We start from the raw sequence: 26,450 nt of genomic DNA on the forward strand, positions 1-26,450 counted from the left end.
TGATCCAGATCAACGACTGACTGCAAGCATAGTCCTGAATAGCCAGCCGGGCCGTGTGGTTGATTGCCGCGTGACCTGTTGCCCCACCCTCTTTCAGAACCTGTGAAAAAGTGCCGATCACGGCAAACAGTAACTGCTTGTTACAAACAGATGATAATCTGCCGGCCCCTCTACTGCGCCGAGGCCACAGGTTTCCGATGCCCGATTCCGCACCGCAGCTGTTGCGCCATCATCGCCCCTTCCTCGCCTTCTGGCTGGCCCGTGTGTTCACCGCCAGCGGCTTCCAGATGCTCACCGTGGCCATTGGCTGGCACCTCTACCAGCTCACCGGCAATGTGCTCGACCTGGGCCTGGTCGGCCTGGTCGAATTCGCCCCACGGGTGCTGTTCATGCTGCACACCGGGCATGTCGCCGACCGCTATGACCGGCGCAAGGTCGCGGCCCTGTGCCAAAGCCTGCAGGGGCTGATTGCCCTGGCGCTGGTAGTGGGCAGCGCCACCGACAACGTCAGCCGCGAGCTGATCTTCGCCCTGGCCTTCCTGCTGGGCGCCACGCGCTCGTTCGAGATGCCGGCCACCCAGGCCCTGCTGCCCAATGTGGTGCCGCCGGGGTTGTTCCCACGGGCGGTGGCGGCCTCGGCCTCGGCGACCCAGGCAGCCACCATCGTCGCCCCGGCGGTGGGCGGGTTGCTGTATGCCTTCGGCAGTATCTGGGTGTACGGCCCGACCGTGGCGCTGTACGCCATTGCCTGTGCACTGACATTGAGCCTGGACGCACGCCAGCAAGTGGCCCAGCGTGGCCGTGCCAGCCTGGAGTCGCTGCTGGCCGGCATCCGCTTCATCCGCAGCCGGCCAGACATCCTCGGCGCCATCTCGCTGGACCTGTTCGCCGTGCTGCTGGGCGGTGCCACCGCGTTGTTGCCGGTGTTCGCCAAGGACATCCTGCTGACCGGCCCCTGGGGCCTGGGCCTGCTGCGCTCGGCACCGGCGGTGGGGGCGTTGCTGATGTCGCTGTGGCTGGCGCGCTTCCCGTTCGAGCGCAAGGTAGGCCGCACCATGTTCACCGCCGTGGGCGTGTTTGGCGTGGCGACCATCGCATTTGGCCTGTCGACGTCGTTCTGGTTCTCGCTGGCGGTGCTGGTGGTACTCGGTGCGGCGGACATGATCAGCATGGTCATTCGCAGTTCGTTCGTGCAACTGGAGACGCCGGATGAGATGCGCGGGCGGGTGAGCGCTGTGAACGGGTTGTTCATCGGTGCCTCGAACCAGCTCGGTGAATTCGAATCGGGGGTCACCGCGCACTGGTTTGGCACAGTGCCGGCGGTAGTGCTGGGGGGCGTGGGCACGCTGGTGGTGACCGGGGTGTGGATAAAATTGTTCCCGACCCTGGCCAAGCGCGACCGCTTGCACAGCGGTTGATGGCTCGGCGGTACTGGCCTCTTCACAGCTAAACCCACTGCCACGGGCGATGGAAAAGCCATTCCCCGAAGGCCATAGGCCCCTGCCGAGCATGCTGGTATGATGCGCGGCTTTTTTCCGCCCCAGATAAAACCACGGCAACCGGTACGGTCTGTGCTTTGCTGATGGGGTCGATATATATCACGGCGCCGGGGGCGCCTTGGGGAGCGGGCATGCTGGAAAGGCTGTTTCAACTAAAAGCACACGACACCAATGTGCGCACCGAGATTCTTGCGGGCGTCACCACCTTCCTGGCCATGGCCTACATCCTGTTCGTCAACCCCAGCATCCTGGGCGAGACCGGCATGGACAAAGGTGCGATCTTCGTCGCCACCTGCCTGGCCGCGGCCATCGGTTCGGCGACCATGGGCCTGATCGCCAACTACCCGATCGCGCTGGCGCCGGGCATGGGCCTGAACGCCTTCTTCACCTATACCGTGGTTCTGCACATGGGCCATACCTGGCAGGTTGCGCTGGGTGCGGTGTTCCTGTCGGCGGTGATGTTCTTCCTGTTGTCGATCTTCCGCATCCGCGAATGGATCGTGAACAGCATCCCGCTGCCGCTGCGCTCGGCCATTGCCGCAGGCATCGGTTTGTTCCTGGCACTGATTGCCCTGCATAACGCGGGCATCGTCGTCGATAACCCAGCCACCCTGGTGGGCATGGGCGACCTCAAGCAGCCCTCGGTGATCCTCGCCACGCTGGGCTTCTTCCTGATCGTCGGCCTTGAGTCGCTGAAGGTGCGCGGCGCGGTGCTGATCGGCATCCTGGCCGTCACTGTCGCGTCGATAGCGATGGGCGTCACGCCGTTCGGCGGCATCGTGTCGATGCCCCCTTCGCTGGCACCGACCTTCCTGCAACTGGACATCGCCGGTGCCCTCGATGTGGGCCTGATCAGCGTGATCTTCGCCTTCCTGTTCGTCGACCTGTTCGACAACTCCGGCACCCTGATCGCCGTGGCCAAGCGCGCCGGCCTGATGGGCAAGGACGGCCACATGCCGAAGATGGGCCGCGCCCTGATCGCCGACAGCACCGCGGCCATGGCCGGTTCGCTGCTGGGCACCTCGACCACCACCAGCTACATCGAATCGGCTGCCGGCGTGAGCGCGGGCGGGCGTACCGGCCTGACCGCCATCGTGGTGGCCGTGCTGTTCCTGCTGGCGCTGTTCTTCGCACCGCTGGCCGGTAGCGTACCGGCCTTCGCCACGGCACCGGCGCTGCTGTTCGTCGCCGTACTGATGGCTTCGGGCCTGGCGGAAATAAACTGGGACGACGTCACCGAAGCCGCGCCCGTGGTGGTGACGGCCCTGGCCATGCCACTGACCTACTCGATCGCCAACGGCATCGCCTTCGGCTTCATTTCCTGGACTGCCATCAAGCTGATTTCCGGCCGCCACCGCGACCTGAACCCGGCCCTGGTGATCCTTTCCATCCTGTTCGTCATCAAGCTGGGCTGGTTCAACGCATGAGTGCTGCTTTCGACCCCTCCTCCTACGCCACCCAGCTGGACGCCAAGGTTGCCCGGCTGCGCGAGCTGCTGGCGCCGTTTGGCGCGCCGGAACCGGCTGTTTTCGATTCGCCGCGCGAGCACTACCGCCTGCGCGCCGAGTTCCGCCTGTGGCGCGAGGACGGTCAGCGCCACTACGCGATGTTCGCCCCAGGCGAGAAGCACAAGGCGATCCTGATCGACGACTTCCCCATCGCCAGCGAGCGCATCAACCTGCTGATGCCGCGCCTCAAGGCGGCCTGGCAGGCCAGCGAGGCGCTGAGCAACCGGCTGTTCCAGGTGGAGTTCCTTACCACCCTGGCGGGCGATGCGATGGTCACGATGTGCTACCACCGCCCGCTGGACGAGGCCTGGGAAGTGGCCGCACGGCAACTGGCCGAAGACCTGGGGGTGAGCCTGATCGGCCGCTCCAAGGGCAAGCGCCTGGTGATCGGCCGTGATTATGCGGTGGAGCAACTGGACGTGGCGGGCCGCGTATTCAGCTACCGCCAGCCAGAAGGCGCGTTCACCCAGCCCAACGGCGCGGTGAACCAGAAGATGCTGAGCTGGGCCTACGACGCCATTGGCGAGCGCGACGATGACCTGCTGGAGCTGTACTGCGGCAATGGCAACTTCACCTTGCCGCTGGCCACCCGCGTGCGCCAGGTGCTGGCCACCGAGATCAGCAAGACGTCGGTCAATGCAGCGCTGAGCAACCTCGATGAGAACGGTGTGGATAACGTGCGGCTGGTGCGGCTGTCGGCTGAAGAGCTGACCCAGGCACTGAACGAGGTGCGGCCGTTCCGCCGGCTGGAAGGCATCGACCTGAAAAGCTATACGTTCGGCACCGTGTTCGTCGACCCGCCGCGTGCTGGCATGGACCCGGACACCTGCGAGCTGACCCGGCGTTTCGAGCGCATTCTGTACATCTCGTGCAACCCGGAAACGCTGGCGGCGAACATCGCCCAGCTGCAAGATACCCACCGTATCGAACGCTGCGCGCTGTTCGACCAGTTCCCGTATACCCATCACATGGAAAGCGGGGTGCTGCTGGTTCGGCGCTGATCCGTGTCGCGTTGGGGCCTGGCCGGCCCCAACGCACACTGCCAGGAGAGTTGCGCCGATGGACCAGTTCAGTGCCATGCACACCTTCCGCCGGGTCGTAGACCTCGGCAGCTTCAGCGCCGCCGCCAACCAGGCCGGCGTCTCGCATACCGTGCTGTCACGCCAGGTGAAGCACCTCGAACGCCACCTCGGCACGCAGTTGCTCACCCGTACCACCCGCCGCCTGCACCTGACCGAAGCCGGTGCGCTGTTCTATCGCCATTGCGTGCAGATCCTCGAACAGATGCAGGCCATGACCCTGGAACTGTCCGAGCATCAGCAACAACCTGCCGGCACCTTGCGCCTGGGCGTTGCCACGGCCTTTGGCGAGCTGGAACTGGGGCGTTGGTTGCCAGATTTTGTCGAGCGCCATCCACAGCTACAGATCGAGCTGCACTGCAGCGATCGCTTCGTTGACCTGCTGGAGGAGGAGATCGACGTGTGCCTGCGGGTCACCGACCACCTGCCTGACTCCAGCCTGGTGGCACGCCGTCTGGCCACCAGTGAAGTCCTGCTGGTGGCCGCACCGCGCTACCTGCAACGCCACGGTACGCCCGCCTCACCCGACGACCTGGCCGGCCACCCGTTGCTCGGCTACAGCCAGTTGCTGCACCCGCAACGCTTGCAGGTGGCCAACGACGCGGGCGAGCAGCGTGAAATCCTGATGCCCCGGCGCTTGAGCGCCAACTCCCCCATGGCCGTGCGCGCCGCCGCCATCGGCGCCCTGGGCATCGCCAGTTTCGACCGTTTCATCGTCGATGATGCGCTGCGCGACGGGCGCCTGGTGCAGGTGCTGAGCCATTGGCGGCAGCCGGCGCGCAGCCTGTTCGCGGTTTATCCACAGAGCCGTTACCTGGCGCCCAAGGTGCGTGCGCTGCTGGATTACGTGCAGCACTACTACGCAACGCCCAGGTGGCAGGGCTGATTTGTGCTTTATCTGCACAAGTCTTGCGGAGTTTAGGCCGTATTTGTGCTCTTGATGATTCATTAACCTTCGCTGCACGTTACTTCAGCGAAGGACTCATCATGAAATCATTGCAGGCAGTCATCACCGGCATCGCGCTCAGCGCTGTGGCAATCGTCGCCCATGCAGCAGAACAAACCGTTTCGGTCCCTGACAACGCGGGCTTGAAGTGGCAGGACGTGCCCAACACCCGCGGCGCCGTCAGCTACGCCAACGTCGAAGGCGATATCTTCGGCAAGGGGCCGTATTCGGCTTATGTGAAATTCAGAAAAGGCACCGACAACGGCCTGCACCAGCACAGCCAGACCTTGCCGACAGTGGTATTGAGCGGGACGTTCTACGCAGTGATCGATGGCAAGCGCACCGAGTACCCGGCCGGGGCCTACTACAAACTGCCCGCCGACCTGGTGCATGAAAGTGGCTGCACGGCGGCTGCCGATTGCCTGTTGTTCCAGTATCAGGCCGATGCCTTTGACCTGAAACCGGTCAAAGGTTGAGAGGCCGGGGCCGCCTTGCGGCCCCAAGCTTCACTCAGAAGTCGAAGAACACCGTCTCCCCTTCCCCCTGAATACGGATATCGAAACGATAGGCCGTCTTCCCATCCACTTCGCAACGCTTGGCAACCAACGTCTCACGGCGCTGCGGCTGCTCGATCAGGTTGAGCACCGGGCACTTGGCGTTGGCTTCGGCTTCATCGTCGAAATACAGGCGCGTGTGCAGGTGGATGTTGATGCCACGGGCAAACAGGCTGATGTTGATGTGCGGCGCCATCGGCACGCCAGCAGCATTGTTCACCACACCCGGCTTCACCGTTTGCACGGTCCATTCACCGGCATCAAAGGTGGTGGCGGTGCGGCCAAAGCTGTTGAAGGCGTTTTCCAGGTTGTATTGATCCTGGTACTGGCCGGCGGCATCGGCCTGCCACAGCTCCAGGAACGAATCGCGCACCAGGTGCCCGTTACCGTCATAGACCTGGCCGATCAACAGGATGTGTTCACCCGGTGCTTCTGGCTTGGCCAGGCGGTTCCAGATTTCCTGGTCGCGGGTCGGGTTGCCGGCCGCTTCCAGGGCCAGGCCGATGTGCACGTAGGGGCCGGCAGTCTGCGAAGGGGTTTCCGGCAGCAGTTCGATTGGCATGGCGGGGTCCTCAGCAGTTTTCGAAGTGGGTCTTGCGCTGGCCGCGCAGCACGATGTCGAAGCGGTACGCCAGGCAGTCCATCGGGTTGGCGTTGCTCATGTCGAGCTTGGCGATCAACTGCTGTACGGCCTCGGGGTTGGCGATCGACTTGACGATCGGGCACTTCGGGATCAGCGGGTCGCCCTCGAAGTACAGCTGGGTGATCAGCTTGGTGGCGATCGACGGGCCGCTGATGCCGAAGTGAATGTGCGCAGGGCGCCAGTCATTCGGGCCGTTGCGCCATGGGTACGGGCCGGGCTTGATGGTGCGGAAGCTGTAGTAGCCGTCGCGGTCGGTCAGGCAACGGCCAACGCCACCGAAGTTCGGGTCCAGCGGGGCCAGGTAGCGGTCGTTCTTGTGCCGGTAGCGGCCGCCGGCATTGGCCTGCCACATTTCTACCAAGGTGTTGGGCACCGGTTTGCCGTACTGGTCGACAACCCGGCCGGCAACGATGATGCGCTCACCGACTGGCAGGCCACCGTTGTTGAAGTTCAGCAGCAGGTCATGGTCGTGGGCACCGAAACCCAGGTGGGTGAAATCCGGGCCGGTGGTTTCGCTGATCGACTGCGGGATGCTGACCAGTGCCTGGCGCGGGGAGCGGGCAATGGACGTCTTGTAGTCGGGGGTCAGGGCTTTGGGGTGCCAGTTGCGATCACGGATCACGAAGCGGCTGGTGTCCTGGGCGGGCATGCCGTTTTCCTCTCTTGGTATTATCAAAACGCCTGTACGTGGCAGGCGGACTTGCAGTTTCGGATAACTCGCGTGGGATGAATACTGAAATCAGCCCCTCAATACATAACCATATGGTTATGGCTTAACACCTTTGGCTGACACCTTTCGCTGAGGTGAACTAATCTTTGTCTTCTTGTTTCACGCTCCGGAGAGCATTCATGGAATGGCGAAAAGGCCGACGCAGCGACAACGTGGTCGATGCCCGAGGCGAAGGTGGCGGTGGTGGCGGCATGCGCTTTGGCGGCGGCAAGGGCCTGGGGCTGGGGGCGATCCTGCTGATCGTGGGCATTGGCTGGCTCACCGGGCAAGACCCGCTGCAGATCCTTGGCCAGCTCACCGGGCAAATGCAACAGCAACAGCAGGCCCCCAGTAGCGTGGGCACCAAGGCGCCGCCGGCCAATGACCAGCAGGCCGAATTCGTCGCCTCGGTGCTGGGTGACACCGAGGACACCTGGAAGGCGCTGTTCTCCCAGGCCGGCAAGCAGTACCGCGACCCCAAGCTGGTGCTATTCAACGGCCAGGTCAACTCTGCCTGCGGCTTCGCTTCGGCGGCGGTGGGCCCGTTCTACTGCCCGGCCGACCAGCGGGTGTACCTGGACATGTCGTTCTTCCGCGAGATGGAAAACCGCTTCGCCGCAGCGGGCGACTTCGCCCAGGCCTATGTCATCGCCCACGAAATCGGCCACCACGTGCAGACCCTGCTCGGCGTGTCGGCCAAGGTTGATGCGGCCCGTCGCAATGGGCAGCGCATGGAGGGCGACAACGGCTTGCTGGTACGCCAGGAACTGCAGGCCGATTGCCTGGCCGGGGTGTGGGCGTATCAGGCACAAAAGCGCCTGAACTGGCTGGAGCCAGGTGACGTCGAGGAAGCACTGAATGCGGCCAACGCCATTGGTGACGACCGCCTGCAGCAGAAAGGCCAGGGGCGCGTGGTGCCCGACTCTTTCACCCACGGCACCTCGGCGCAGCGCGTGCGCTGGTTCAAGGCTGGCTTTGCCGAGGGCGAAGTGAACAGCTGCGATACCTTCAGTGCACGTAACCTGTGACACCCTGCGGGGCTGCCTGGCAGCCCCCGCTTCAACCGGACGACCGGTTACAAATCTGCTGAAAAAGCGTTTCAGCTTCCAGATTCATTGCCGATAACCCCTGCACGAATCAGCGGGCACCCAGAACAACAACGCCTTGCGATCGACGATCAAGAGAGCGAAAACAACTTCTGGAGTGCGTGCATGAACAGCTGGTTTGCCAACATCAGCGTCAACCTCAAACTCGGCCTGGGCTTCGGCCTGGTGCTGATCCTCACCGGCCTGCTGGCCCTGACCGGCTGGACCAGCCTCGGCAGCCTGATCGACCGCAGCAACTGGATGAGCGATATCAGCCAGCTCAACAAGGACCTGACTGACCTGCGCATTGCCCGCCTGCAGTACATGATTGCCAACGGCGACGATGCGGCGGCTGCCAACACCCTGGCCAAGCTGGATACCTTCAGCAACCAGCAGCAACGCCTGGTCGGCTCGTTCAAGAGCCCGGAGAACGTCAAACTGCTGCACGACCTTGGGCAGACCATCAGCCAGTACAAGGTGTCGCTGGGCACCATGCGCGCAGGCTACAACGCCACCCGCGCCGCCCGCGATGCCATGAATGTTTCTGCAGCCAAGGCCGACCAGGCCATGGATGCCCTCAGCCAGGACGTCATGGCACGCCTCGAAAGTGACAGCGTGCGCCTGGCCCAGTACCAGCTGATCAGCAAGGCCCGCCAGCAACTGCTGCAGGTGCGCATCGACGTGCGCGGCTACATTGCCGATAACAGCGCGGCCAACGAGCAGGCTGCGCTGCGCCAGCTCGAAGCGGCGCTGGCCGAGGTCGACAACCTCAAGCGCCAGCTGCCCACTGCTGATGCCCGCCTGCAACAGTTCGAACAGTCGGTGCTAGCCTACCGTGACGCCGTGCGTCAGTTCCGCGATGCCCTCGCCGATATCACCAGCGCACGCGCAGAAATGACCGTCCAGGGCGCCGACATCGTCAAGACCAGCGACGCGCTGTACAAGATCCAGCTGGAGCGCCGCGACATCGAGAGTGCACAGGCCCGCAGCCTGCAGGCCATCGCGACCCTGCTGGCGTTGCTGGTAGGCGTACTGGCAGCGGTGCTCATCACCCGGCAGATCACCCGCCCGCTGCAGGAAACCTTGCAAGCGGTGGAACGCATCGCGGGCGGCGACCTGACTCACGACCTGCGTGTCACCCGCCGTGATGAACTGGGCGTGCTGCAACAGGGCATCGCCCGCATGGGCACCACCCTGCGCGAACTGATCAGCGGCATCCGCGACGGCGTCACCCAGATCGCCAGCGCCGCCGAAGAGCTGTCGGCCGTTACCGAACAGACCAGCGCAGGTGCCAACAGCCAGAAGGTCGAAACCGACCAGGTGGCCACCGCGATGCATGAAATGGCGGCAACCGTTCAGGAAGTCGCCCGCAACGCCGAGCAGGCCTCGCATGCCGCCACCGGTGCCGACGACGAAGCCCGCGCCGGCGACCGTGTGGTCGGTGAGGCAATCAGCCAGATCGAACGCCTGGCCGCAGAAGTGCACCGCTCCACTGAAGCCATGAGCCTGCTGCAGCAGGAAAGCCAGAAGATCGGCAGCGTCATGGACGTGATCAAGTCGGTGGCCGAACAGACCAACCTGCTGGCGCTGAACGCCGCGATCGAAGCCGCCCGTGCCGGCGAGGCGGGCCGCGGCTTTGCCGTGGTCGCCGACGAAGTGCGCGGCCTGGCGCAGCGTACGCAGAAGTCCACCGAAGAGATCGAAGAGCTGATCGCCAGCTTGCAGCACGGCACCCAGCAAGTGGCCACGGCCATGCAGGGTAGCCGGACCCTGACCGACAGCAGCGTCGAACTGGCACGCAAGGCCGGTGCCTCGCTGGAAAGCATCACCGGCACGGTGTCGAACATTCAGTCGATGAACCAGCAGATTGCGGCGGCGGCGGAAGAGCAGAGCGCGGTGGCGGAAGAAATCAGCCGGAGCATTCTGAATGTGCGGGATGTGTCTGAGCAGACCGCGGCGGCCAGTGACGAGACGGCGGCGTCCAGTGTTGAGCTGGCGCGGTTGGGTGGGCAATTGCAGATGCTGGTGAGCCAGTTCCGCGTTTGACCTTTAGATAGCATTCGCGGGGCAAGCCCGCTCCCACAGGTTTACGCTCTCGGAAGGCAGCGGTAATCCTGTGGGAGCGGGCTTGTCCCGCGAAGAGGCCAGCACTGAGTCTACAGAATTACTTGACGATCATCCCCACCCCACGCCCACGCGGGTCAGAAGCCGTCTCAAGCTTGTCTCCGTTCACCCGGATCGCCTGGATATCGCCCATCTCCCAGCCCTGGTCCTCCAGCACATAACCCATTTTCTTAAGGTCGTCCGCTACCGGCCCGGTCAGCGGCGCATAGCTGTCGAAATAAAGGGTGTCCTTGGGCAGCAACTGATGGTGCACGCGCTGTGCGGCCACCGCTTTCTCAAGCGGCATGCCGTAGTCGTACAGGTTGTTCATCACCTGGAAGATCGACGTGAAGATCCGCGAACCGCCCGGCGTGCCGATCACCAGCTCGACCTTGCCATCGCGGGTCATCAGGCTCGGGCTCATGGACGACAGCATGCGCTTGCCCGGCTCGATGGCGTTGGCATCACCGCCGACCACGCCAAAGGCATTGGCCGCCCCCGGCTTGGCGCTGAAGTCGTCCATCTCGTCATTGAGCAGGAAGCCGGCGCCCTTGACCACTACACCACTGCCGTAGTCGAGGTTGAGGGTGTAGGTGTTGCTGACCGCATTGCCCTGCTTGTCGACGATCGAGAAGTGCGTAGTCTGGTGCGGCTCCAGGCCCGGCTTGACGTCGTCGGTTGCCGAAATGGCCTTGGGGTTGACCTGCGCGGCGCGCTTGGCCAGGTAATCCTTGGCAATCAATTGATCCACCGGCACCTTGGTGAACGCCGGGTCACCCAGGTAGTCGGCGCGGTCGGCGAACACGCGCTTCTCGATCTCGGCCAGCAAGTGGATGTACTGCGCAGAATTGTGCGCGACGCCTTTGAAGTCCGCCGCACGGTCTTCCTTGATACCCAGCAGCTGGGCCAGGGCCACACCGCCAGAGCTTGGCGGCGGCGCGGTGTAGACCACGTTGCCACGCCAGCTCAGGGCCATCGGCTCACGCCAGACGGCCTTGTAGTCCTTGAGGTCTTGCTTGGTGATCAGGCCTTTGTCCGCCTGCATCTGCGCCACCAGCAGGTCGGCGGTCTTGCCCTGGTAGAACTCGCTCACGCCCTTGTCGGCAATGCGTTCGAGGGTCTGGGCCATCTCGGGCTGCTTGAACAGCTCGCCCACCTTCATGGTGCCGAAATAGTCGTTGAAATTGGTCGCGGTCTTGAACAGGCCTTGGGCATCGTTGCGGTACTGGTATTGCTTTTCGGCGATCTTGAAGCCGTTTTTCGCATAACCGATGGCCGGGGTCAGCAACTCGCTCCAGGGCAGCTTGCCGAACTTCTGGTGCGCCTCCCACAACCCCATCACCGTGCCGGGCACGCCGGCGGCGCGCACGCCAACCAGGCTCAGGTTCTCGATCACTTCGCCCTTGTCGTCCAGGTACATATTGCGGCTGGCGGCCTTGGGCGCCACTTCGCGGTAGTCGAGGAAGTAGGGTTTGCCGTCGACGAACAGGGTCATGAAGCCACCGCCGCCGATGTTACCGGCTTCAGGGTAGGTCACCGCCAGGGTGAACGCCGTTGCCACGGCGGCGTCCACGGCGTTGCCGCCTTTTTTCAGAATATCGGCGGCCACCTGTGCACCATATTGATCAGGCGCGGCCACTGCGCCACCCTCAAGGGTGGCCGCAAAGGCCGAGGAACAGCTCAGGATAGCGGCTCCGAGGGCCATGGACTGGAACAGGACAATACGCATGACACTTCCTTGGTGTTGTTTTTGTTGATCAGTCAGTAAGGCCGAAGCGCGTCGACTGCGCAATCCAACGTAGGAAGTTTCGCCGCCTTTGGGCAGGATTTGTCGCGTTCAGGCAACTCAGCAGGCGTACATCGCCAGCTTGCGCTGGATGAAGTCGAGGAAGCACTGGATGCGCAGCGCCAGCTGGGTGTTGCGGTAATACACCGCATGGATCGGCTGACGGTACCCGTTGTTGGCATCGCCCAGCAGCACCTGCAGGCGGCCGCTGCGGATGTCTTCGTGGGTCATGAAGTGCGACAGGCTGACGATGCCCTCCCCGGCCAGGGCCAACTGGCGCAGGGTCTCGCCGCTGGAGGCGATCAGCGCGGGGCGGATCGCCCAGCGGTCGCCCTGGGCATGGCGCAACGGCCAGTGGTTGAGCGACTCAGGCTGGCTGAACCCCAGCAGGCAGTGGTTGGCCAGGTCTTCGACGTGCTGCGGCGTGCCATGGCGTTCCAGGTAGGTAGGGCTGGCCAGCACCTGCACCGGGCTGCAGCCCAGATTGCGGGCGTGCAGGCTGGAATCGGCCAGCTCACCGATGCGGATCGCCACATCGGTGCTTTGCTCCAGCAGGTCGATGATCAGGTCGTCGGTGTTGAGTTCCAGCTCGATGCCGGGGTACTGGCGGCGGAATTCGCCGATCCAGGGCAGGATGGCATGCAGCATGAACGGCGCAGCGGCGTTGATGCGCAGGCGCCCGGTGGCGGTCTGGCGGTTCATCGACAGGCGCTCTTCCATCTCGTCCATCTGTTCCAGAATCACCCGCGAGCGCGCCAGGAAGAAACGGCCTTCTTCGGTCAGGTCCATGCGCCGGGTGGTGCGGTTGACCAAGGTGGTGCCGAGTTTGGCCTCCAGGCGCGACAGGGTGCGGCTGACGGCGGACGGGGTCTGGCCCATCTGCTCGGCAGCGGCGGAGATCGAACCGCAGTCGATCACGGCGACGAATACCTGGAGTTCTTCGGATCGGGTTTTCACGCGCTTGGCCTTGGCTGGAGTGTGCGGTGATAGATAGCGGGTCAGTCGGGTCTGTGCAAGGTGGCTGCTGTGCAGCCCCTGTCACAGGCGCTTACGCAGCCTTGCCAAACACCTTGCCCAGGTGCGCTTCATAAGCGGCCAACGCCGCTGGTACATCCGGGCGCTTCATTACATCCACCGCCAGGAAGGTCGGCAACCCGGTCATGCCGAGGAACTGGTTGGCCTTGTGGAACGGGAAGTACACGGCGTCCACACCCTTGCCCTCGAAGAAATCGCCAGGGTTGTCGAACGCTTGCTGCGGGGCATTCCAGGTCAGCGACAGCATGTACTGCTTGCCCTGGATCAGGCCACCGCTGCCGTACTTCTGCGAAGCATCCGAGCGGGTCCGGCCGTCGCTGGCGTACAGGCTGCCGTGCCCTTCGGTGAAGACATCATCGATGTACTTCTTCACCGTCCACGGTGCGCCCATCCACCAACCGGGCATCTGGTAGATCACCACATCCGCCCAGAGGAACTTCTCGACCTCCTCCTGCACGTCGTAGCCACCATCGATGAAGGTCTGGCGCACGTCGAAACCGGCACGGTCCAGATGAGCGAGCGCCGCTTCGTGCAGGGTCGCGTTGAGGCGGCCATCGGAGTGAGCGAACTGTTTACCGCCGTTGAGCAAAAGGATCTTTTTCATGCTGGCCTCGATGTGTCGATGTCGATCCGAGGCCTGATTGCCTTGATCGAGTCAAATGGGATGACCGGCAGATTAGGGAGTCGCTGGCCTGGGAAAAAGCAGGCATGAGGCAAAATACAATTGACTTGAAATCACGAATGACCAAGCCATTATTGCCTTAGAATCGTTTCATCATTCACCAGCGAGTAGCGATCCATGAGCGAGCAGTACGCTTTTATCCTCAAAGCCAAGACCCGCCCGGAAATGGCCGAAGCCTTCGAAACCCTATTCCGCGCCTATGTCGAACCAAGCCGCCAGGAGCCGGGCTGTATCGAGTACCACATGCTGCGCGACAAGGCCGACCCCAGCCTGTTCGTGTTCTACGAGGTGTGGGCAGACAAGGCGGCACTGGATGTGCACTCGGCCCTGCCGCACATGGCCGCGTTCTTCGAAAAGCGCATGGACTACCTGGAGCGCGAATTCGATGTCCAGTTGATCGACATGCTCAGCGCCGCCTCTGCTAACCGTTGATCAGCAAATGGCCGCCGAGCACGGCCAGGCCGATGAAGAAGCAGCGTTTGAACAGCGCCGCGCTGATGCGCTGGCGCAACCACTGGCCCGCCAGCATGCCCACCAGCGCTGGCGCCAGCATCAGCAATGACGCACCCAGCGCCTGGCCGCCCAAAGCATCTTGCCCGGCCAGGCCCAGGGCCAATGCCACGGTCGAGACCGTGAACGCCAGGCCCAGCGCCTGGATCATCTCGTCACGGTTCAAACCCAGGCTTTGCAGGTACGGCACTGCCGGCATCACGAACACCCCGGTAGCGGCCGTTACCACGCCCGTCACCAGCCCGCAGATCGGCCCTAGCCACCACTCCCGCCTGTGCGCCACGCTCAGCCCAGGGCCAATCAGCCCATACACGGCATAGGCCACCAGCGCTGCGCCAAGCGCATGCACCGCCCAGGGGCCGCTGTTGATGCCCAGCCAGGCGCTGCCGGCCAGGGTGCCGACGAAGATCATCGCCAGCATTGGCCCCAGCCGCCGCAGCAGTGCCAGCAGATGGCCCCCGGCCGCCAGTTGCCAGAGGTTGGTGAGGGTCGAAGGTACGATCAACAAGGCGGCAGCCTGCGCGGGCGGCATAGCCAGCCCCAGCAGCCCCATGGCGATGGTCGGCAGCCCGAGGCCGATGACACCTTTGACGGTGCCTGCCAGCAGGAAGGTAATCACCACCAGCAGCGTCAATGCCGGGCCGAGGGTCTGATAGAACGCGATCAAGGTATTCATGCCGCCATGATGGCGTGCGGCTGGCTGGCTGAAAATCTGCCATATACTCAGCCAGACTATCGCCAGGACAGAGGCACATGCACTTCGACCTGATTGACCTCGCGCTTTTCCGGCACACCCTGGAGTGCGGCAACATCACTGCCGGCGCGCGCCGCAGCCACCTGTCGCTGCCCGCTGCCAGCGCCCGTATTCGCGCCATGGAAGCCTCCCTGGGTACACCGCTGCTCGCGCGTAATCGCCGTGGCGTACAGCCGACCCCAGCCGGCCAAGCGTTGCTGCAACATGCCCGGCTGATCGGGCAGCAGGTCGAGCGCCTGCAGTTCGACCTGGCTCACTATGCCCAGGGCCTGCAAGGCCAGGTACGGCTGCTGTGCAACACGGCGGCGCTGACCGAATACTTGCCCGAGTTGCTGGCCTGCTACCTCGCCGACCACCCCGCCGTCAGTGTCGATGTCCAGGAGCTGCCGAGCTTGCACATCGTGCAATCGATCACTCAGGGCATGGCGGACCTGGGGATCATCTCGAGCGCAGCGCCCAGTGAGCATCTGCAGACCCTGCCGTTTCGCGATGACCCACTGGTGCTGGTGACACCCCTTGAGCACCCCTTGGCGGCGCACCCTGCCCCGAGCTTCATCGACAGCCTCGCCCATGGCCATGTCGGGCTGGGGGCGGACAGCGCCTTGGCGTTGTACCTGGAGGAACAGGCACTGCGTGCGGGCAGGCGTATGCGCGTACGGGTGCGGGCCGATGGCTTCGATGGGGTGCTGCGCATGGTCGCGGGCGGCGCGGGGGTGGGGGTGGTGCCACTGGCTTCGGTGAAGCGCTGGCAAGGGCTGTTGCCGCTGCACTGGGTGGCGCTGCACGAGGGCTGGGCCAATCGCCGGCTGCTGGTGTGTGCACGGGACTTCGCCGCATTGCCGGGGTATGCCGCGGGTTTGGTCAGGCGCTTGACCAGCCGGCCAAGCGCGGTTTTGTAGGCGCGCAAATTTGGCGACCGCGCTTGCCGCCAGGCGGGCTCTTTGCCCACAATCAGGCTGCACCAAGAAAAGGAGTTTCCAGTGCCATCGATCTACCAGCTCAAGCCCCGCTTCCAGGCCCTGCTCCGCCCCGGCGTGAAGCGCCTCCACGAGCGCGGCGTCACCGCCAATCAGGTCACCGTCGCCGCCGGCCTGGTGTCGGTCATGCTGGGCCTGCTGCTGGCAGGCCTCAGCCACATCACTTGGCTGTTCATCCTGATCCCGGTGTGGATGCTGCTGCGCATGGCCCTCAATGCCGTCGACGGCATGCTTGCGCGCGAATTCGGCCAGCAATCCAGGCTCGGCGCCTACCTCAACGAACTGTGCGACGTGATCGCCGACGCCGCGCTGTACCTGCCCTTCGCCCTGTTGGCCGGCGTCTGGCCGAGCCTGGTGGTGCTGGTGGTACTGAGCGCCACGGTGAGCGAATACGCCGGGGTAATGGGCCCGCTGGCAGGCGCATCCAGGCGCTACGACGGGCCGATGGGCAAGAGCGACCGGGCATTTGCCTTCGGCGTGCTGGGCACCGCCGTAGCCTTCGGCCTGCTCGACGCCAACTGGCTGAACGGCCTCTTGCTGGTCATCTTCGCGCTCTCGCTCTATACCCTCTACAACCGGGTTCGCCGAGGGTTGGCCGAAGCCCGCTGAGCCCATCGCCCCGGACAAGGATTCTCGCCATGCGCCAAGCGCAATCGCTGCATTTCTCCACCCATGACGGTGTCGAGCTGCACTACCGTCATTGGCCCGCTACCCGCAACGAACACCAGCCACGCCGTGCCGTGGTGATGTTCCACCGTGGCCACGAACACGGTGGGCGCATGGCCCACCTGGCCGACGAACTGGACATGCCGGGCTACGACTTTTTCGCCTGGGACGCCCGCGGCCACGGCCAGTCGCCGGGTGCCCGCGGCGACAGCCCGGGGTTCGCCACCAGCGTGCGCGACGTGCAGACCTTCATCGAGCATCTGCAGAGCGTGCATGGCATCGCCGAGCAGGACATGGTGGTGCTGGCGCAAAGCGTCGGTGCCGTACTGATCGCCACCTGGGCGCACGACTACGCGCCCAAGGTGCGCTGCCTGGTGCTGGCCTCGCCGGCGTTCAAGGTCAAGCTGTACATGCCCTTCGCACGCCCTGGCCTGAAACTGCTCAAGGCCGTGCGCGGCAACTTCTTCGTCAACAGCTACGTCAAGCCGCGCCTGCTCACCCACGACCCCGAGCGGGTCATGTCGTATGTGGCCGACCCGCTGATCAGCCGGCCGATTTCGGTGACCATGCTGTTGGGCCTGTACGACGCGGCCGACCGCGTAGTGGCGGACGCCCAGGCGATCCAGGTGCCGACCCAGCTGCTGGTCTCGGGTGCCGACCTGGTGGTCGAGCGCAAACCGCAGGTGCGCTTCTTCGAGCGCCTGGGCAGCGCGCGCAAGGAAATGCACACCCTCCCAGGCTTCTTCCACGACACCCTCGGTGAGCGCGACCGCGCCCATGCACTCAGGCGTATCGAGCGTTTCGTCGGGCATTGCTTCGACAGCCCTGTGCAGGCCCCTTCGCTGCTCGATGCCGACAAGGTCGGCGCCAGCTGCGCAGAGGCCGAGAGCCTGGCCGCGCCCTTGCCGCACAACTCGCCCCGCGACCTCTACTGGCGTGCCACCCGCGCCGGCCTGCGCCTGGGCCAAGGGCTGGCCGAAGGCGTGAAGCTGGGGTTCGACACCGGCTTCGACTCCGGCAGCACCCTCGACTACGTCTACCGCAACCAGGCAACAGGCAAAGGCACGCTGGGCCGCATGATCGACCGCAACTACCTCGACGCCATTGGCTGGCGCGGCATACGCCAGCGCAAAGTGCACGTCGAAGCGCTGCTGCGCGAGGCCATCACCCGCCTGCGCGCGCAGCAACGGCCGGTGCATATCGTCGACATCGCCGCCGGCCATGGTCGCTACATCCTCGAAGCCCTGCAGGACCTCGAACAACTGCCAGACTCGATCCTGCTGCGCGACTACAGCGAGCTGAACGTGCAACAAGGCAGCGCATTGATCGCCGAAAAAGGCCTGGCCGAGGTTGCCCGCTTCGTCCAGGGCGATGCCTTCGACCGCGCCAGCCTCGCGGCGCTGCAGCCAGGCCCTACGCTGGCGGTGGTATCCGGCCTGTACGAACTGTTCCCCAGCAACACCCAGGTAGGCAACTCTCTCGCTGGCCTGGCCGATGCCGTCGAAGAGGGCGGTTACCTGGTCTACACCGGCCAGCCCTGGCACCCGCAACTGGAAATGATCGCCCGCGCCCTGACCAGCCACCGCGGCGGCGAAGCGTGGGTAATGCGCCGGCGCAGCCAGGCAGAGATGGACCAACTGGTCGAGGCGGCGGGCTTTCGCAAGCTGGCCCAGCGCATCGACGAATGGGGCATCTTCAGCGTCAGCCTGGCGCAACGGGTGCGTGAATGAACCCACCGCGTGAGCCCGGGCTGATCCGCCGTGGCGTGCTCTGGCTCCTGCTGCTGGGGCCGTTCTTCTTCCTCAGCTATGGGCTGGTGAACACCCACACCGCCGGGCGCAGTGATGTCGGCAGCCTGGTGTTCGGCTGGGAACAGCACATGCCGCTGTGGCCGTGGACGATCATCCCGTACTGGTCGATCGACCTGCTGTATGGCTTGTCGTTCCTGCTGCCGCGCACCCGCCGGGAGATGGACCGGCATGCCCTGGCGTTGCTCACGGCACAGGTGATCAGCGTGAGCTGCTTCTTGCTCTGGCCGCTGCGCTTCACCTTCGAACGGCCCGAGATAGGTGGGCTGTATGGCGGGTTGTTCGATGTGCTGATGGGCTTCGACAAGCCTTACAACCAGGCGCCATCGCTGCATATCGCCTTGCTGGTGATCATCTGGGCGATGTTCGCCCGGCACGTGCACCGCCAGCCCTGGCGCTGGGCCATGCACAGCTGGATGGCGCTGATCGGCGTGTCGGTGCTGACCACCTGGCAGCATCATTTCATCGACGTGCCCACCGGCGCGTTGGCGGGGTTTGCCTGCCTGTGGCTATGGCCGCGCCAAGGGCTGTTGCCGTGGCAGCAGGCGCGGCTGGCGCGCGATCGTAAATGTTGGCGGCTTGCGCTCTACTACGGTTTGGGGGCGTTGCTGTGCGCGCTGGCGGTGTTCACGGCAGGTGGCGCATGGCTGTGGTTGGCATGGCCTGGCGTCGCGCTGCTGCTGGTGGCGCTGAACTACAGCGTGTTCGGTGCCGGCGGTTTTCAGAAAGACACGCAGGGGCGCTTGTCGGCTGCTGCCTCCTGGCTGATGGCGCCCTACCTGATCGGGGCGTGGATCAACTCACGGCTATGGACCTGGCGCCGTCCGCAGCCAGACGCGGTATGTGACGGTGTATTCCTGGGGCGGCTACCTGGGCGTGGCGAAGGTGGGCAGTTCGCTGCCATCGTCGACCTTTGCGCAGAGCTGCCGCGCCGTTCGGCCGGCACTGGCCCCTTCGCGCAGCAGGGCTATCGAGCGCTCGCCACCCTGGACCTGATCGCCCCCGACAGCACCCTGCTGCACGACGCCGCCGCCGCCATCGAGCAACTGCGCCCTCAAGGCCCCTTGCTGGTCTGCTGCGCCTTGGGTTACTCGCGCAGCGCCAGCGCCGTGGCGGCGTGGCTACTGCTCACTGGCCGCTGCCCCGACGCAGAGCAAGCCGAGCAGCGGGTTCGCCAGGCCCGCCCTGGCGTGGTCTTGCACCCCGCCCATCGGCAGGTGCTGCAACAGCTAGGCGCGCAGCGATGAGCCTGCACCTGATCGCCAGCCTGCTGGCCCGTGGCCGTCAGCTGGAGCACCTGTCGGACGGCATCACCCTGTTGGCCCTGGGCTATGGCCTGGCCCCCTTGCTGGGCGCACAACTGCCTGCCCTGGCCAGCCTGTTGTGCGCCGTGTTGCTGGTGCTGGGTGTGCTGCACAAGTACTGGGCCATCCGCGTCGCGCTGGACGCCGAGCTGTTCGCCCGCCTCGCCAGCAGCCCTGACCTGCCAGCCGACACCCAGGCCCTGGACCGCGCCCTGTTCGACCTCAACCTCAAACCGCATGCCACCGACAGCCGCGACTGGCCCGCCCGCAGCCACGCCGCGCTGGCCCTGCTGCGCCGTCAGGCCGCGTGCCTGGGCCTGCAACTGTCGCTGACCTTGGCTACCCTGCTGACACTGCCTTTTACCGGATGACTACCGCCCCATGCTTGCGACCCTGACCGCCTTCGTCATCACCTCCGCCGCCCGGCTGATCACCGGTGCCCGTGCCTTGTGGCTCGGCTGCACGCCGTTGCCGGTGCAACGCCTGTACTTCGCCAACCACAGCAGCCACGGCGACTTCGTGCTGCTGTGGGCGTCGCTGCCAGAACCCCTGCGCAAGCGCACCCGCCCAGTGGCCGGAGCCGACTACTGGGCAAAGCCCGGCATCCGCGATTTTCTCATCCGCAAAGTCTTCAACGGCATATTGATCGAGCGACAGCGCACAGAAGGCCAAGGCAGCCCCCTGCAGCCAATACTCGAAGCGGTGGCCCAAGGCGACTCGTTGATCTTCTTCCCGGAGGGCACCCGCAACCTTGGCGACGAACCGCTCATGCCGTTCAGAAGCGGGCTGTTCCACCTGGCCGCAGCCAACCCCGAGGTCGAGCTGGTGCCTGTGTGGATCGCCAACCTCAACCGGGTCATGCCAAAGGGCCGCGCCCTGCCATTGCCGCTGCTGTGCACATTGAGCTTCGGCGAACCCCTGAACCTGCACGCTGATGAAAGCAAGCAGGCCTTTCTGCAGCGGGCCAGCCAGGCCCTGCTGAACCTGGCGCCGAAGGATGCCTGACATGGATGACAACACACTTTCCCTGTTCGCCGGCATCGGCGCCCTGCTGCTACTCGCCAGCGTGATCGGCCGCCTGCTCAAGTGGCGTGCCGGCCCGGCGCCGCATGCGGTGATCGACAACCTCAATGCCCGCATCAACGCCTGGTGGGTGATGGTGCTGGTGATCGGCATCGCCTTCGTATTTGGCAAGTACGGCGTGATCGTGCTGTTCTATGGCGTGTCGTTCTACGCCCTGCGCGAGTTCATGACGCTGACCCCGACCCGGCGCAGCGACTACCCGGCGCTGGTCGCCGCGTTCTATGTGGCGCTGCCGGTGCAGTACCTGCTGATTGCCATGGACTGGTACGGCCTGTTCAGCATCTTCATTCCGGTGTACCTGTTCCTGCTGCTGCCGATCCTGGCCAGCTTCGGTGGCGATACCACACGCTTCCTGGAGCGCGCATCGAAGGTGCAGTGGGGGCTGATGATCGCGGTGTACTGCGTTTCCTCCGTGCCCGCGCTGATGACGCTTGATATCCCGGGTTTCGAGGGCCGCAACCTGCTGCTGATCGCCTGGCTAATCCTGGTGGTGCAAATCAGCGACGTGTTGCAGTACGTGTGCGGCAAGCTGTTCGGCAAACGCAAGGTGGCGCCCAACCTGTCCCCCTCGAAAACCCTCGAAGGCCTGGTCGGTGGCGTGGCACTGGCCACTTTGATCGGCGCCCTGCTGTGCTGGATCACCCCGTTCAACTTCTGGCAGGCGGCCCTGATGGCCCTGACCGTCAACGCCATGGGCTTCTTTGGCGGGTTGGTGATGTCGGCGATCAAGCGTGACCGTGGGGTGAAGGACTGGGGGCACATGATCGAAGGCCACGGCGGCATGCTCGACCGGATGGACTCGGTGTGCTTTGCGGCGCCGGTGTTCTTTCACTTCGTGCGGTACTGGTGGGCTTGAGTAATGAGCGGCTCTGACACGCCGGGGCCGCTATGCGGCCCATCGCAGGCAAGCCAGCGCCTACAGGTGCCGCGTATACCCTCGGAAGACCAGATATAGCGCGGTCAGGCACCTGGACGTCGAGCCCAGGCAACTGCGGCCCGGCCGATAGCCCTATGGTGACGGGTCATTCATCCAGTCACCAGGAGTTGTGCCATGTCCGATTTCATCACCGTCCTGCGCGAGACCTGCCCGACGCCGGTCGTGGACGCCACCAAGTGGAAGCGCATCGGCGGCGATCCGCACACCGTCAACCTCAATGCCTACCTGTCGGCCGACGGCAGCAAGATCATGGGCACCTGGATCTGCACCCCGGGCAAGTTCGAGGTCAACTACGACAAGTGGGAGTTCTGCCACTTCCTCGATGGCTACTGCATCATCACCCCGGAAGGCGAAGAGCCGAAGCACCTGAAGGCAGGTGATGTGTTCGTGATCGAACCCGGGATGAAAGGCACCTGGGAAGTGGTCGAGACCGTGCGCAAGTACTTCGTTTTCGCCTGATAGCCAAGCCCTGCTTACGCAGGGCACCTTCAGCATCCGTAAATCCTGGGCAAAAAAAATCGCGGAGCAGGTGCCCTTCCCTCTGGTGCGCAGTTACAGAGGGAAGGCCGCCTGGCCCGCGATGAAGTCCACCTCGCTCGTCAATCCTTTTTGCGGTACCCCTCGACGATGGCCGAGAAGTCCTTGCCACCCTCCCCGCGCAGGCTCATCGCCTGATACAACTGCTGGGCCACGGCCCCGAGAATCACCGGCTGGTGCGCCTGACGGGCAGCCTCGGTAGCCAGCCCCAGGTCCTTGAGCATCAACTCGGCGCCAAAGCCGCCGGTGTACCCGCGTGAAGCAGGCGCGGTCTCGATCACGCCGGGCCATGGGTTGTACGTGTCTGAGCTCCAGCAACGGCCGGTCGAGCTGTTGATGATGCCGGCCAGCACCTGGGTGTCGATGCCCAGTGCATTACCCAAGGCCATGGCCTCGGACACGCCGATCATCGAAATGCCCAGCAGCAGGTTGTTGCAGATCTTGGCAATTTGCCCGGTACCCACCTCACCGCAATGCACGATGTTGCGGCCCATCTGCTCCAGCACCGGTTTGAGCGTGGCGAACAGCTCGGCGCTGGCACCAACCATGAAGGTCAGGGTGCCGGCCGCCGCGCCGCCGGTGCCACCGGAGACCGGTGCATCGCCCATGTCGACGCCCTTGGCCGCTGCGGCCTTGGACACCTCACGGGCGGTCTGCGGGTCGATGGTGCTGCAGTCCACAGTCGGTGTGCCGGGGCGTACGCCGGCCAGCACGCCGTCATCGTTCAGGTAGACGCTGCGCACATGGGCTGCGGCCGGCAGCATGGTGATCACCAGTTCGCTGTTGGCCGCTGCTTCCTTGGGTGAAGGGCTGACCTGCCCGCCCAGTTCGGCGAGCTCGGCCAACACGGTCTTGTTCAGGTCGAACAGGTTCAGCTGATGCCCGGCCTTGATCAGGTTGCGGGCCATGGGCGCGCCCATGTTGCCCAGGCCGATGAATGCGATACGCATGGCGAACTCCTTAGCGCAGGCTGATGGTGGTGTTCACACCGTCATTGACGCTGTCGTCATCGAACCAGCGGGCGGTGACGGTCTTGGTCTGAGTGTAGAACTGCACCACTTGCTTGCCGTACGGGCCGAGGTCGCCGAGCTTGGAGCCGCGCGAGCCGGTGAAGCTGAAGTACGGCACCGGCACCGGGATCGGGATGTTGATGCCGACCTGGCCGATGTCGATCTCGCTCTGGAACTTGCGCGCCGCCGCGCCGCTCTGGGTGAACAGGCCAGTGCCGTTGCCGAACGGGTTGCTGTTGACCAGGGCGATGGCCTCATCGAGGGTATCGACCTCCAGGGTTACCAGCACCGGGCCGAAGATTTCCTGGGTGTAGACCTGCATGTCGGTTTTAACCCCGGAGAACAGGGTTGGGCCGACGAAGTTACCTTGCTCATAGCCTGGCACTTTGACGTCGCGGCCATCGAGTTCGAGCTTGGCGCCTTCCTTGATGCCGCTTTCGATCAAGCCCAGCACCCGCTCCTTCGCACGCTTGGAGACCACCGGCCCGACGTCGGTACCCGGCTCGGACCCTGCATTGACCTTGAGCTTGCTCGCGGCCTCCTTGATGTCCGGCAGCCACTCGCGGGCCTTGCCCACCAGCACCGCCACCGAGGTGGCCATGCAACGCTGGCCGGCAGCACCAAAGGCCGCGCCGACCAGGGCGTTGACGGTCTGGGTGCGGTTGGCGTCAGGCAGTACCACGGCGTGGTTCTTCGCGCCCATCATCGACTGCACGCGCTTGCCGTGCTGGCTGCCCAGGTTGTAGACGTGGGTGCCGACTTCGGTGGAACCGACGAACGAGATCGCCTTGATGTCCTGATGGGTGCAAATCGCATCCACCACCTGCTTGCCACCGTGCACCACGTTGAGCACACCGGCCGGCACGCCGGCTTCGAGCGCCAGCTCGACCAGCATCATGGTCGACAGCGGGTCCTGTTCGGAAGGCTTGAGCACGAAGGTGTTGCCGCAGACGATGGCCATGGGGAACATCCACAGCGGGATCATGGCCGGGAAGTTGAACGGGGTGATGCCCGCGCACACGCCGATGGGCTGGCGCAGGGTGTAGGTGTCGACGCCGCCGGCTACGTTCTCGGCGAATTCGCCCATCTGCAAGGTGCCGATGGACGCCGCATGCTCGACCACTTCCAGGCCGCGGAAGATATCGCCTTCGGCATCGGCAATGGTCTTGCCCTGCTCGGCGCTGAGGGTCTGGGCGATGCGTTTGGAATGTTCGCGGATCAGCGCCTGCAGCTTGAGCATGATGCGCATGCGCGCGCCGATCGGGGTGTCACGCCAGGTCTTGAAGGCGCGATGGGCAGCCGCCACGGCAGCGTCGACTTCTTCGACGGTGGCGAACGGCACCCGCGCCAGCACTTGCTGGGTGGCCGGGTTGACGATATCGCGCCACTCGTCGGTCTTGGATTCGACCCACTGGCCATCGATCAGCAGCTTGACCTGCTCGACCTTGGTCTGGTCGGGGGATTGAGGTGCGTTCATCTGGGTTCTCCTTGGAATTATTGTCGGGTCGAGATCGCCAGCGCCGTGCAAACGCGAGGTGGCGTCCTGGGGCTTGTTTCGAGTATAGATGTGCAAACATCCAACAAGAACGCACAAAAAAACCGGATCATCATGCAAAAAGACCTCACATCCCTCAGCTCGCTCAACTGGGACGACCTGAAGTTTTTCCTCGAAGTGGCACGCACCCGCAAAGCCAGCAGCGCCGCCAAGCGCCTGAGCGTCGACTACACCACGGTGTCACGGCGCATCACGTCGCTGGAGGGGGCGCTGGGCACGCTGTTGTTCGAGAAGTCCCGGACCAACGGCTTCGTGCTTACCGCCGAAGGCCAGCGTTTGCTGGGCTATGCCGAGTCGATCGAGAGCACGCTGCACATGGCATGCGAGCAGGTGTCAGGCTCGGGGGTGGCGTTGTCGGGGCATGTGCGCATGGGCTGCACCGAAGGTTTCGGCAGCTTCTTCGTCACGCCGCAACTGAGCCACTTCGTCGATGCGTATCCGGCCATTTCGGTGGATATCCTGCCGCTGCCGCACTTCATCAGCCTGTCCAAGCGCGAGGCGGACATCGTCATTGCCCTGGAACGGCCCGAGCACGGCCCTTATGTGTGCTGCAAGCTGTGCGACTACCGGTTGCGGCTGTATGCGACCCAGGCGTACCTGGATAACCACGCGCCGATCCGCCAGGTGGGGGATTTGGCCAAGCACCCCTTCATCAGCTACGTGGATGACCTGGCGTTCAGCTCCGAGCTGCTGTACCTGGCCAACCTGATCCCCAATGCCAACGCGCATTTGCGCAGTACCAGCGTGATTGCGCAGTACACCGCAGCATTGCAGGGGCGTGGGCTGGCGATTCTGCCGTGTTTTCTGGCGGCGCAAGACCCTCGATTGGTCACGGTGCTACCAGAGCAGATCGAGGTGACGCGGCAATTCTGGATGTATTGCCGGGAGGATTTGCGCAAGTTGAAGCGCATTACCCTGTTGTGGGATTACATCCGTGGGGTGACCGAGGCGAATGCGCCGTTGTTGATGGGGGAAACCCGTGAGATGCGGTTTGCTCAGGAATGATGCAGCCCTCAGCAACGGCGCCGTACAGGTAGGAGCTGGCTTGGCCTGCGATGGGCCGCAACGCGGCCCCAGTTTGTTGCCTTCCTCTTCGTCTCAAAGATTTGGGTGGCAGTCGTGCACGGTTTTCGAGGGCCAAGGCGAGGGCTGCGCCTGCAGGGACCGAGTCGGTCTGCAAGAGATCGCTCAGTACGACGCGACAACAATCGACACCCGTCGATTCTCGGTGCGCCCGGCACTGCTGCGGTTGTCCGCCACGGGTTGGGTACTGCCCAGGCCGCGGGTCTGGATGTTCTGCGCAGGCATGCCGATACCGATCAGCGTTCTGGCCACACTCTGCGCCCGGCGCTCGGACAATTGCTGGTTGTAGGCCGCCCTGCCCGACGCATCCGCGTGCCCATCCACCCGCACACCCTGGATACCAACCCCCAGCAGTGCTTTGCCAATACGTTCGACAATCGCCTGGCTCTGGCCATTCAGGCCGTCCAGGTCACTGCCGAACAGTACCTTGCCCGACAGATCGAAGGCCCAGCCTTCATCCGTCGGGGCAAAGCCTTCGCGCTTGAGCACGGCGATCTGCTCGGCAGTCAGGCCCTTGGGCGGTGTGCTCTGGCAGCCGGTCAGCGCGAGCAAGGTGAGCAGCAAAGCCCAAAGGGGGAAACGCAAACGATGAATCAC

Annotated in this window: 26 protein-coding genes; 17 read left to right on the forward strand and 9 right to left on the reverse strand. The window is 64.3% G+C overall.

Features of this window, described 5'->3' with window-relative positions; translation table 11 throughout:
* Positions 1-197 precede the first annotated feature (197 nt).
* The 5 genes from PC358_RS23995 (at position 198) to PC358_RS24015 (ending at position 5,508) form a co-directional block, all read left to right on the forward strand.
* Positions 198-1,418, forward strand: coding sequence for an MFS transporter (locus tag PC358_RS23995; protein WP_033702946.1), 1,221 nt, complete (start codon positions 198-200; stop codon positions 1,416-1,418).
* A gap of 212 nt (positions 1,419-1,630) precedes the next feature.
* Positions 1,631-2,926: an NCS2 family permease gene (locus PC358_RS24000; RefSeq protein ID WP_033702948.1), complete on the forward strand. Its 1,296-nt coding sequence runs from the start codon at positions 1,631-1,633 to the stop codon at positions 2,924-2,926.
* Positions 2,923-4,008 carry a tRNA (uridine(54)-C5)-methyltransferase TrmA gene (gene trmA, locus PC358_RS24005; RefSeq protein WP_033702949.1) on the forward strand — a complete coding sequence of 362 codons (1,086 nt, stop codon included), beginning with the start codon at positions 2,923-2,925 and terminating at the stop codon, positions 4,006-4,008. Before PC358_RS24000 ends, trmA begins: the two co-directional genes overlap by 4 nt.
* A 58-nt stretch (positions 4,009-4,066) precedes the next feature.
* Entirely contained in the window at positions 4,067-4,972 is a 906-nt protein-coding gene (locus tag PC358_RS24010; RefSeq protein ID WP_033702950.1) for a LysR family transcriptional regulator, read from the forward strand.
* Between the two features lie 101 nt (positions 4,973-5,073).
* Positions 5,074-5,508 carry a cupin domain-containing protein gene (locus PC358_RS24015; protein WP_033702951.1) on the forward strand — a complete coding sequence of 145 codons (435 nt, stop codon included), beginning with the start codon at positions 5,074-5,076 and terminating at the stop codon, positions 5,506-5,508.
* Positions 5,509-5,542: 34 nt separating this feature from the next.
* On the opposite strand, the gene pcaG is transcribed toward PC358_RS24015, so the two are convergent.
* Positions 5,543-6,148 (reverse strand): protocatechuate 3,4-dioxygenase subunit alpha, encoded by a 606-nt coding sequence (gene pcaG, locus PC358_RS24020; protein WP_033702952.1) that lies wholly within the window; start codon positions 6,146-6,148, stop codon positions 5,543-5,545.
* A gap of 10 nt (positions 6,149-6,158) precedes the next feature.
* Positions 6,159-6,878: a protocatechuate 3,4-dioxygenase subunit beta gene (gene pcaH, locus PC358_RS24025; RefSeq protein WP_033702953.1), complete on the reverse strand. Its 720-nt coding sequence runs from the start codon at positions 6,876-6,878 to the stop codon at positions 6,159-6,161.
* Between the two features lie 200 nt (positions 6,879-7,078).
* Here pcaH and ypfJ point away from each other — a divergent pair, with 200 nt between their 5' ends.
* Together ypfJ and PC358_RS24035 are read left to right on the forward strand one after the other, a co-directional pair.
* Positions 7,079-7,966: a KPN_02809 family neutral zinc metallopeptidase gene (gene ypfJ, locus PC358_RS24030; protein WP_033702954.1), complete on the forward strand. Its 888-nt coding sequence runs from the start codon at positions 7,079-7,081 to the stop codon at positions 7,964-7,966.
* Between the two features lie 183 nt (positions 7,967-8,149).
* Positions 8,150-10,069 carry a methyl-accepting chemotaxis protein gene (locus tag PC358_RS24035; protein WP_033702955.1) on the forward strand — a complete coding sequence of 640 codons (1,920 nt, stop codon included), beginning with the start codon at positions 8,150-8,152 and terminating at the stop codon, positions 10,067-10,069.
* 118 nt (positions 10,070-10,187) lie between these two features.
* Here the strand turns inward: PC358_RS24035 and ggt are convergent, their stop codons facing one another.
* The 3 genes from ggt to mdaB all read right to left on the reverse strand — a co-directional run bounded on the left by ggt (position 10,188) and on the right by mdaB (position 13,551).
* The gene (gene ggt / locus PC358_RS24040) at positions 10,188-11,855 is read right to left on the reverse strand and encodes a gamma-glutamyltransferase (protein ID WP_033702957.1); all 1,668 of its coding nucleotides are present in this window, start codon (positions 11,853-11,855) and stop codon (positions 10,188-10,190) included.
* Between the two features lie 117 nt (positions 11,856-11,972).
* Positions 11,973-12,869 carry a LysR family transcriptional regulator gene (locus tag PC358_RS24045; RefSeq protein ID WP_033702958.1) on the reverse strand — a complete coding sequence of 299 codons (897 nt, stop codon included), beginning with the start codon at positions 12,867-12,869 and terminating at the stop codon, positions 11,973-11,975.
* A 91-nt stretch (positions 12,870-12,960) separates the two neighbouring features.
* Positions 12,961-13,551 carry an NADPH:quinone oxidoreductase MdaB gene (mdaB, locus tag PC358_RS24050; protein ID WP_033702959.1) on the reverse strand — a complete coding sequence of 197 codons (591 nt, stop codon included), beginning with the start codon at positions 13,549-13,551 and terminating at the stop codon, positions 12,961-12,963.
* 195 nt (positions 13,552-13,746) lie between these two features.
* On the opposite strand from mdaB, the gene PC358_RS24055 reads away from it, so the two are divergent.
* A complete protein-coding gene (locus PC358_RS24055; protein WP_033702960.1) occupies positions 13,747-14,061 on the forward strand; it encodes a putative quinol monooxygenase in 315 nt (104 codons plus the stop codon).
* On the opposite strand, the gene PC358_RS24060 is transcribed toward PC358_RS24055, so the two are convergent.
* Positions 14,051-14,815, reverse strand: coding sequence for a sulfite exporter TauE/SafE family protein (locus PC358_RS24060; protein ID WP_033702961.1), 765 nt, complete (start codon positions 14,813-14,815; stop codon positions 14,051-14,053). The genes PC358_RS24055 and PC358_RS24060 overlap by 11 nt on opposite strands.
* 77 nt (positions 14,816-14,892) lie before the next feature.
* Between PC358_RS24060 and PC358_RS24065 the strand changes: the two genes are divergently transcribed.
* The 8 genes from PC358_RS24065 (at position 14,893) to PC358_RS24100 (ending at position 22,127) form a co-directional block, all read left to right on the forward strand.
* A complete protein-coding gene (locus PC358_RS24065) occupies positions 14,893-15,792 on the forward strand; it encodes a LysR family transcriptional regulator (protein ID WP_033702962.1) in 900 nt (299 codons plus the stop codon).
* An 81-nt stretch (positions 15,793-15,873) separates the two neighbouring features.
* Positions 15,874-16,479: a CDP-alcohol phosphatidyltransferase family protein gene (locus PC358_RS24070; protein ID WP_033702963.1), complete on the forward strand. Its 606-nt coding sequence runs from the start codon at positions 15,874-15,876 to the stop codon at positions 16,477-16,479.
* Positions 16,480-16,508: 29 nt separating this feature from the next.
* Entirely contained in the window at positions 16,509-18,266 is a 1,758-nt protein-coding gene (locus PC358_RS24075; protein ID WP_033702964.1) for a bifunctional alpha/beta hydrolase/class I SAM-dependent methyltransferase, read from the forward strand.
* Positions 18,263-19,591, forward strand: coding sequence for a phosphatase PAP2/dual specificity phosphatase family protein (locus PC358_RS24080; RefSeq protein WP_033702965.1), 1,329 nt, complete (start codon positions 18,263-18,265; stop codon positions 19,589-19,591). Before PC358_RS24075 ends, PC358_RS24080 begins: the two co-directional genes overlap by 4 nt.
* On the forward strand, positions 19,588-20,019 hold the full coding sequence (locus tag PC358_RS24085; RefSeq protein WP_033702966.1) for a hypothetical protein: 432 nt from the start codon (positions 19,588-19,590) through the stop codon (positions 20,017-20,019). Before PC358_RS24080 ends, PC358_RS24085 begins: the two co-directional genes overlap by 4 nt.
* 10 nt (positions 20,020-20,029) lie before the next feature.
* Positions 20,030-20,653, forward strand: coding sequence for a lysophospholipid acyltransferase family protein (locus PC358_RS24090; RefSeq protein ID WP_033702968.1), 624 nt, complete (start codon positions 20,030-20,032; stop codon positions 20,651-20,653).
* 1 nt (position 20,654) lies between these two features.
* Positions 20,655-21,587, forward strand: coding sequence for a phosphatidate cytidylyltransferase (locus PC358_RS24095; protein ID WP_033702976.1), 933 nt, complete (start codon positions 20,655-20,657; stop codon positions 21,585-21,587).
* A gap of 195 nt (positions 21,588-21,782) precedes the next feature.
* Positions 21,783-22,127, forward strand: a complete 345-nt coding sequence (locus PC358_RS24100; RefSeq protein WP_003251579.1) for a cupin domain-containing protein — start codon at positions 21,783-21,785, stop codon at positions 22,125-22,127.
* Between the two features lie 140 nt (positions 22,128-22,267).
* On the opposite strand, the gene mmsB is transcribed toward PC358_RS24100, so the two are convergent.
* Together mmsB and PC358_RS24110 are read right to left on the reverse strand one after the other, a co-directional pair.
* A complete protein-coding gene (mmsB, locus tag PC358_RS24105; RefSeq protein WP_033702977.1) occupies positions 22,268-23,155 on the reverse strand; it encodes a 3-hydroxyisobutyrate dehydrogenase in 888 nt (295 codons plus the stop codon).
* Between the two features lie 10 nt (positions 23,156-23,165).
* Positions 23,166-24,692, reverse strand: coding sequence for a CoA-acylating methylmalonate-semialdehyde dehydrogenase (locus tag PC358_RS24110; protein WP_033702978.1), 1,527 nt, complete (start codon positions 24,690-24,692; stop codon positions 23,166-23,168).
* 132 nt (positions 24,693-24,824) lie between these two features.
* On the opposite strand from PC358_RS24110, the gene PC358_RS24115 reads away from it, so the two are divergent.
* Complete coding sequence (locus tag PC358_RS24115) at positions 24,825-25,775, forward strand: LysR family transcriptional regulator (RefSeq protein ID WP_033702979.1); 951 nt, start codon at positions 24,825-24,827, stop codon at positions 25,773-25,775.
* A 183-nt stretch (positions 25,776-25,958) separates the two neighbouring features.
* Here the strand turns inward: PC358_RS24115 and yfiB are convergent, their stop codons facing one another.
* Entirely contained in the window at positions 25,959-26,450 is a 492-nt protein-coding gene (yfiB, locus tag PC358_RS24120) for an outer membrane lipoprotein YfiB (protein ID WP_033702980.1), read from the reverse strand.

The organism is Pseudomonas capeferrum, assembly GCF_000731675.1.
GTDB classification, from domain to species: Bacteria; Pseudomonadota; Gammaproteobacteria; order Pseudomonadales; family Pseudomonadaceae; genus Aquipseudomonas; species Aquipseudomonas capeferrum.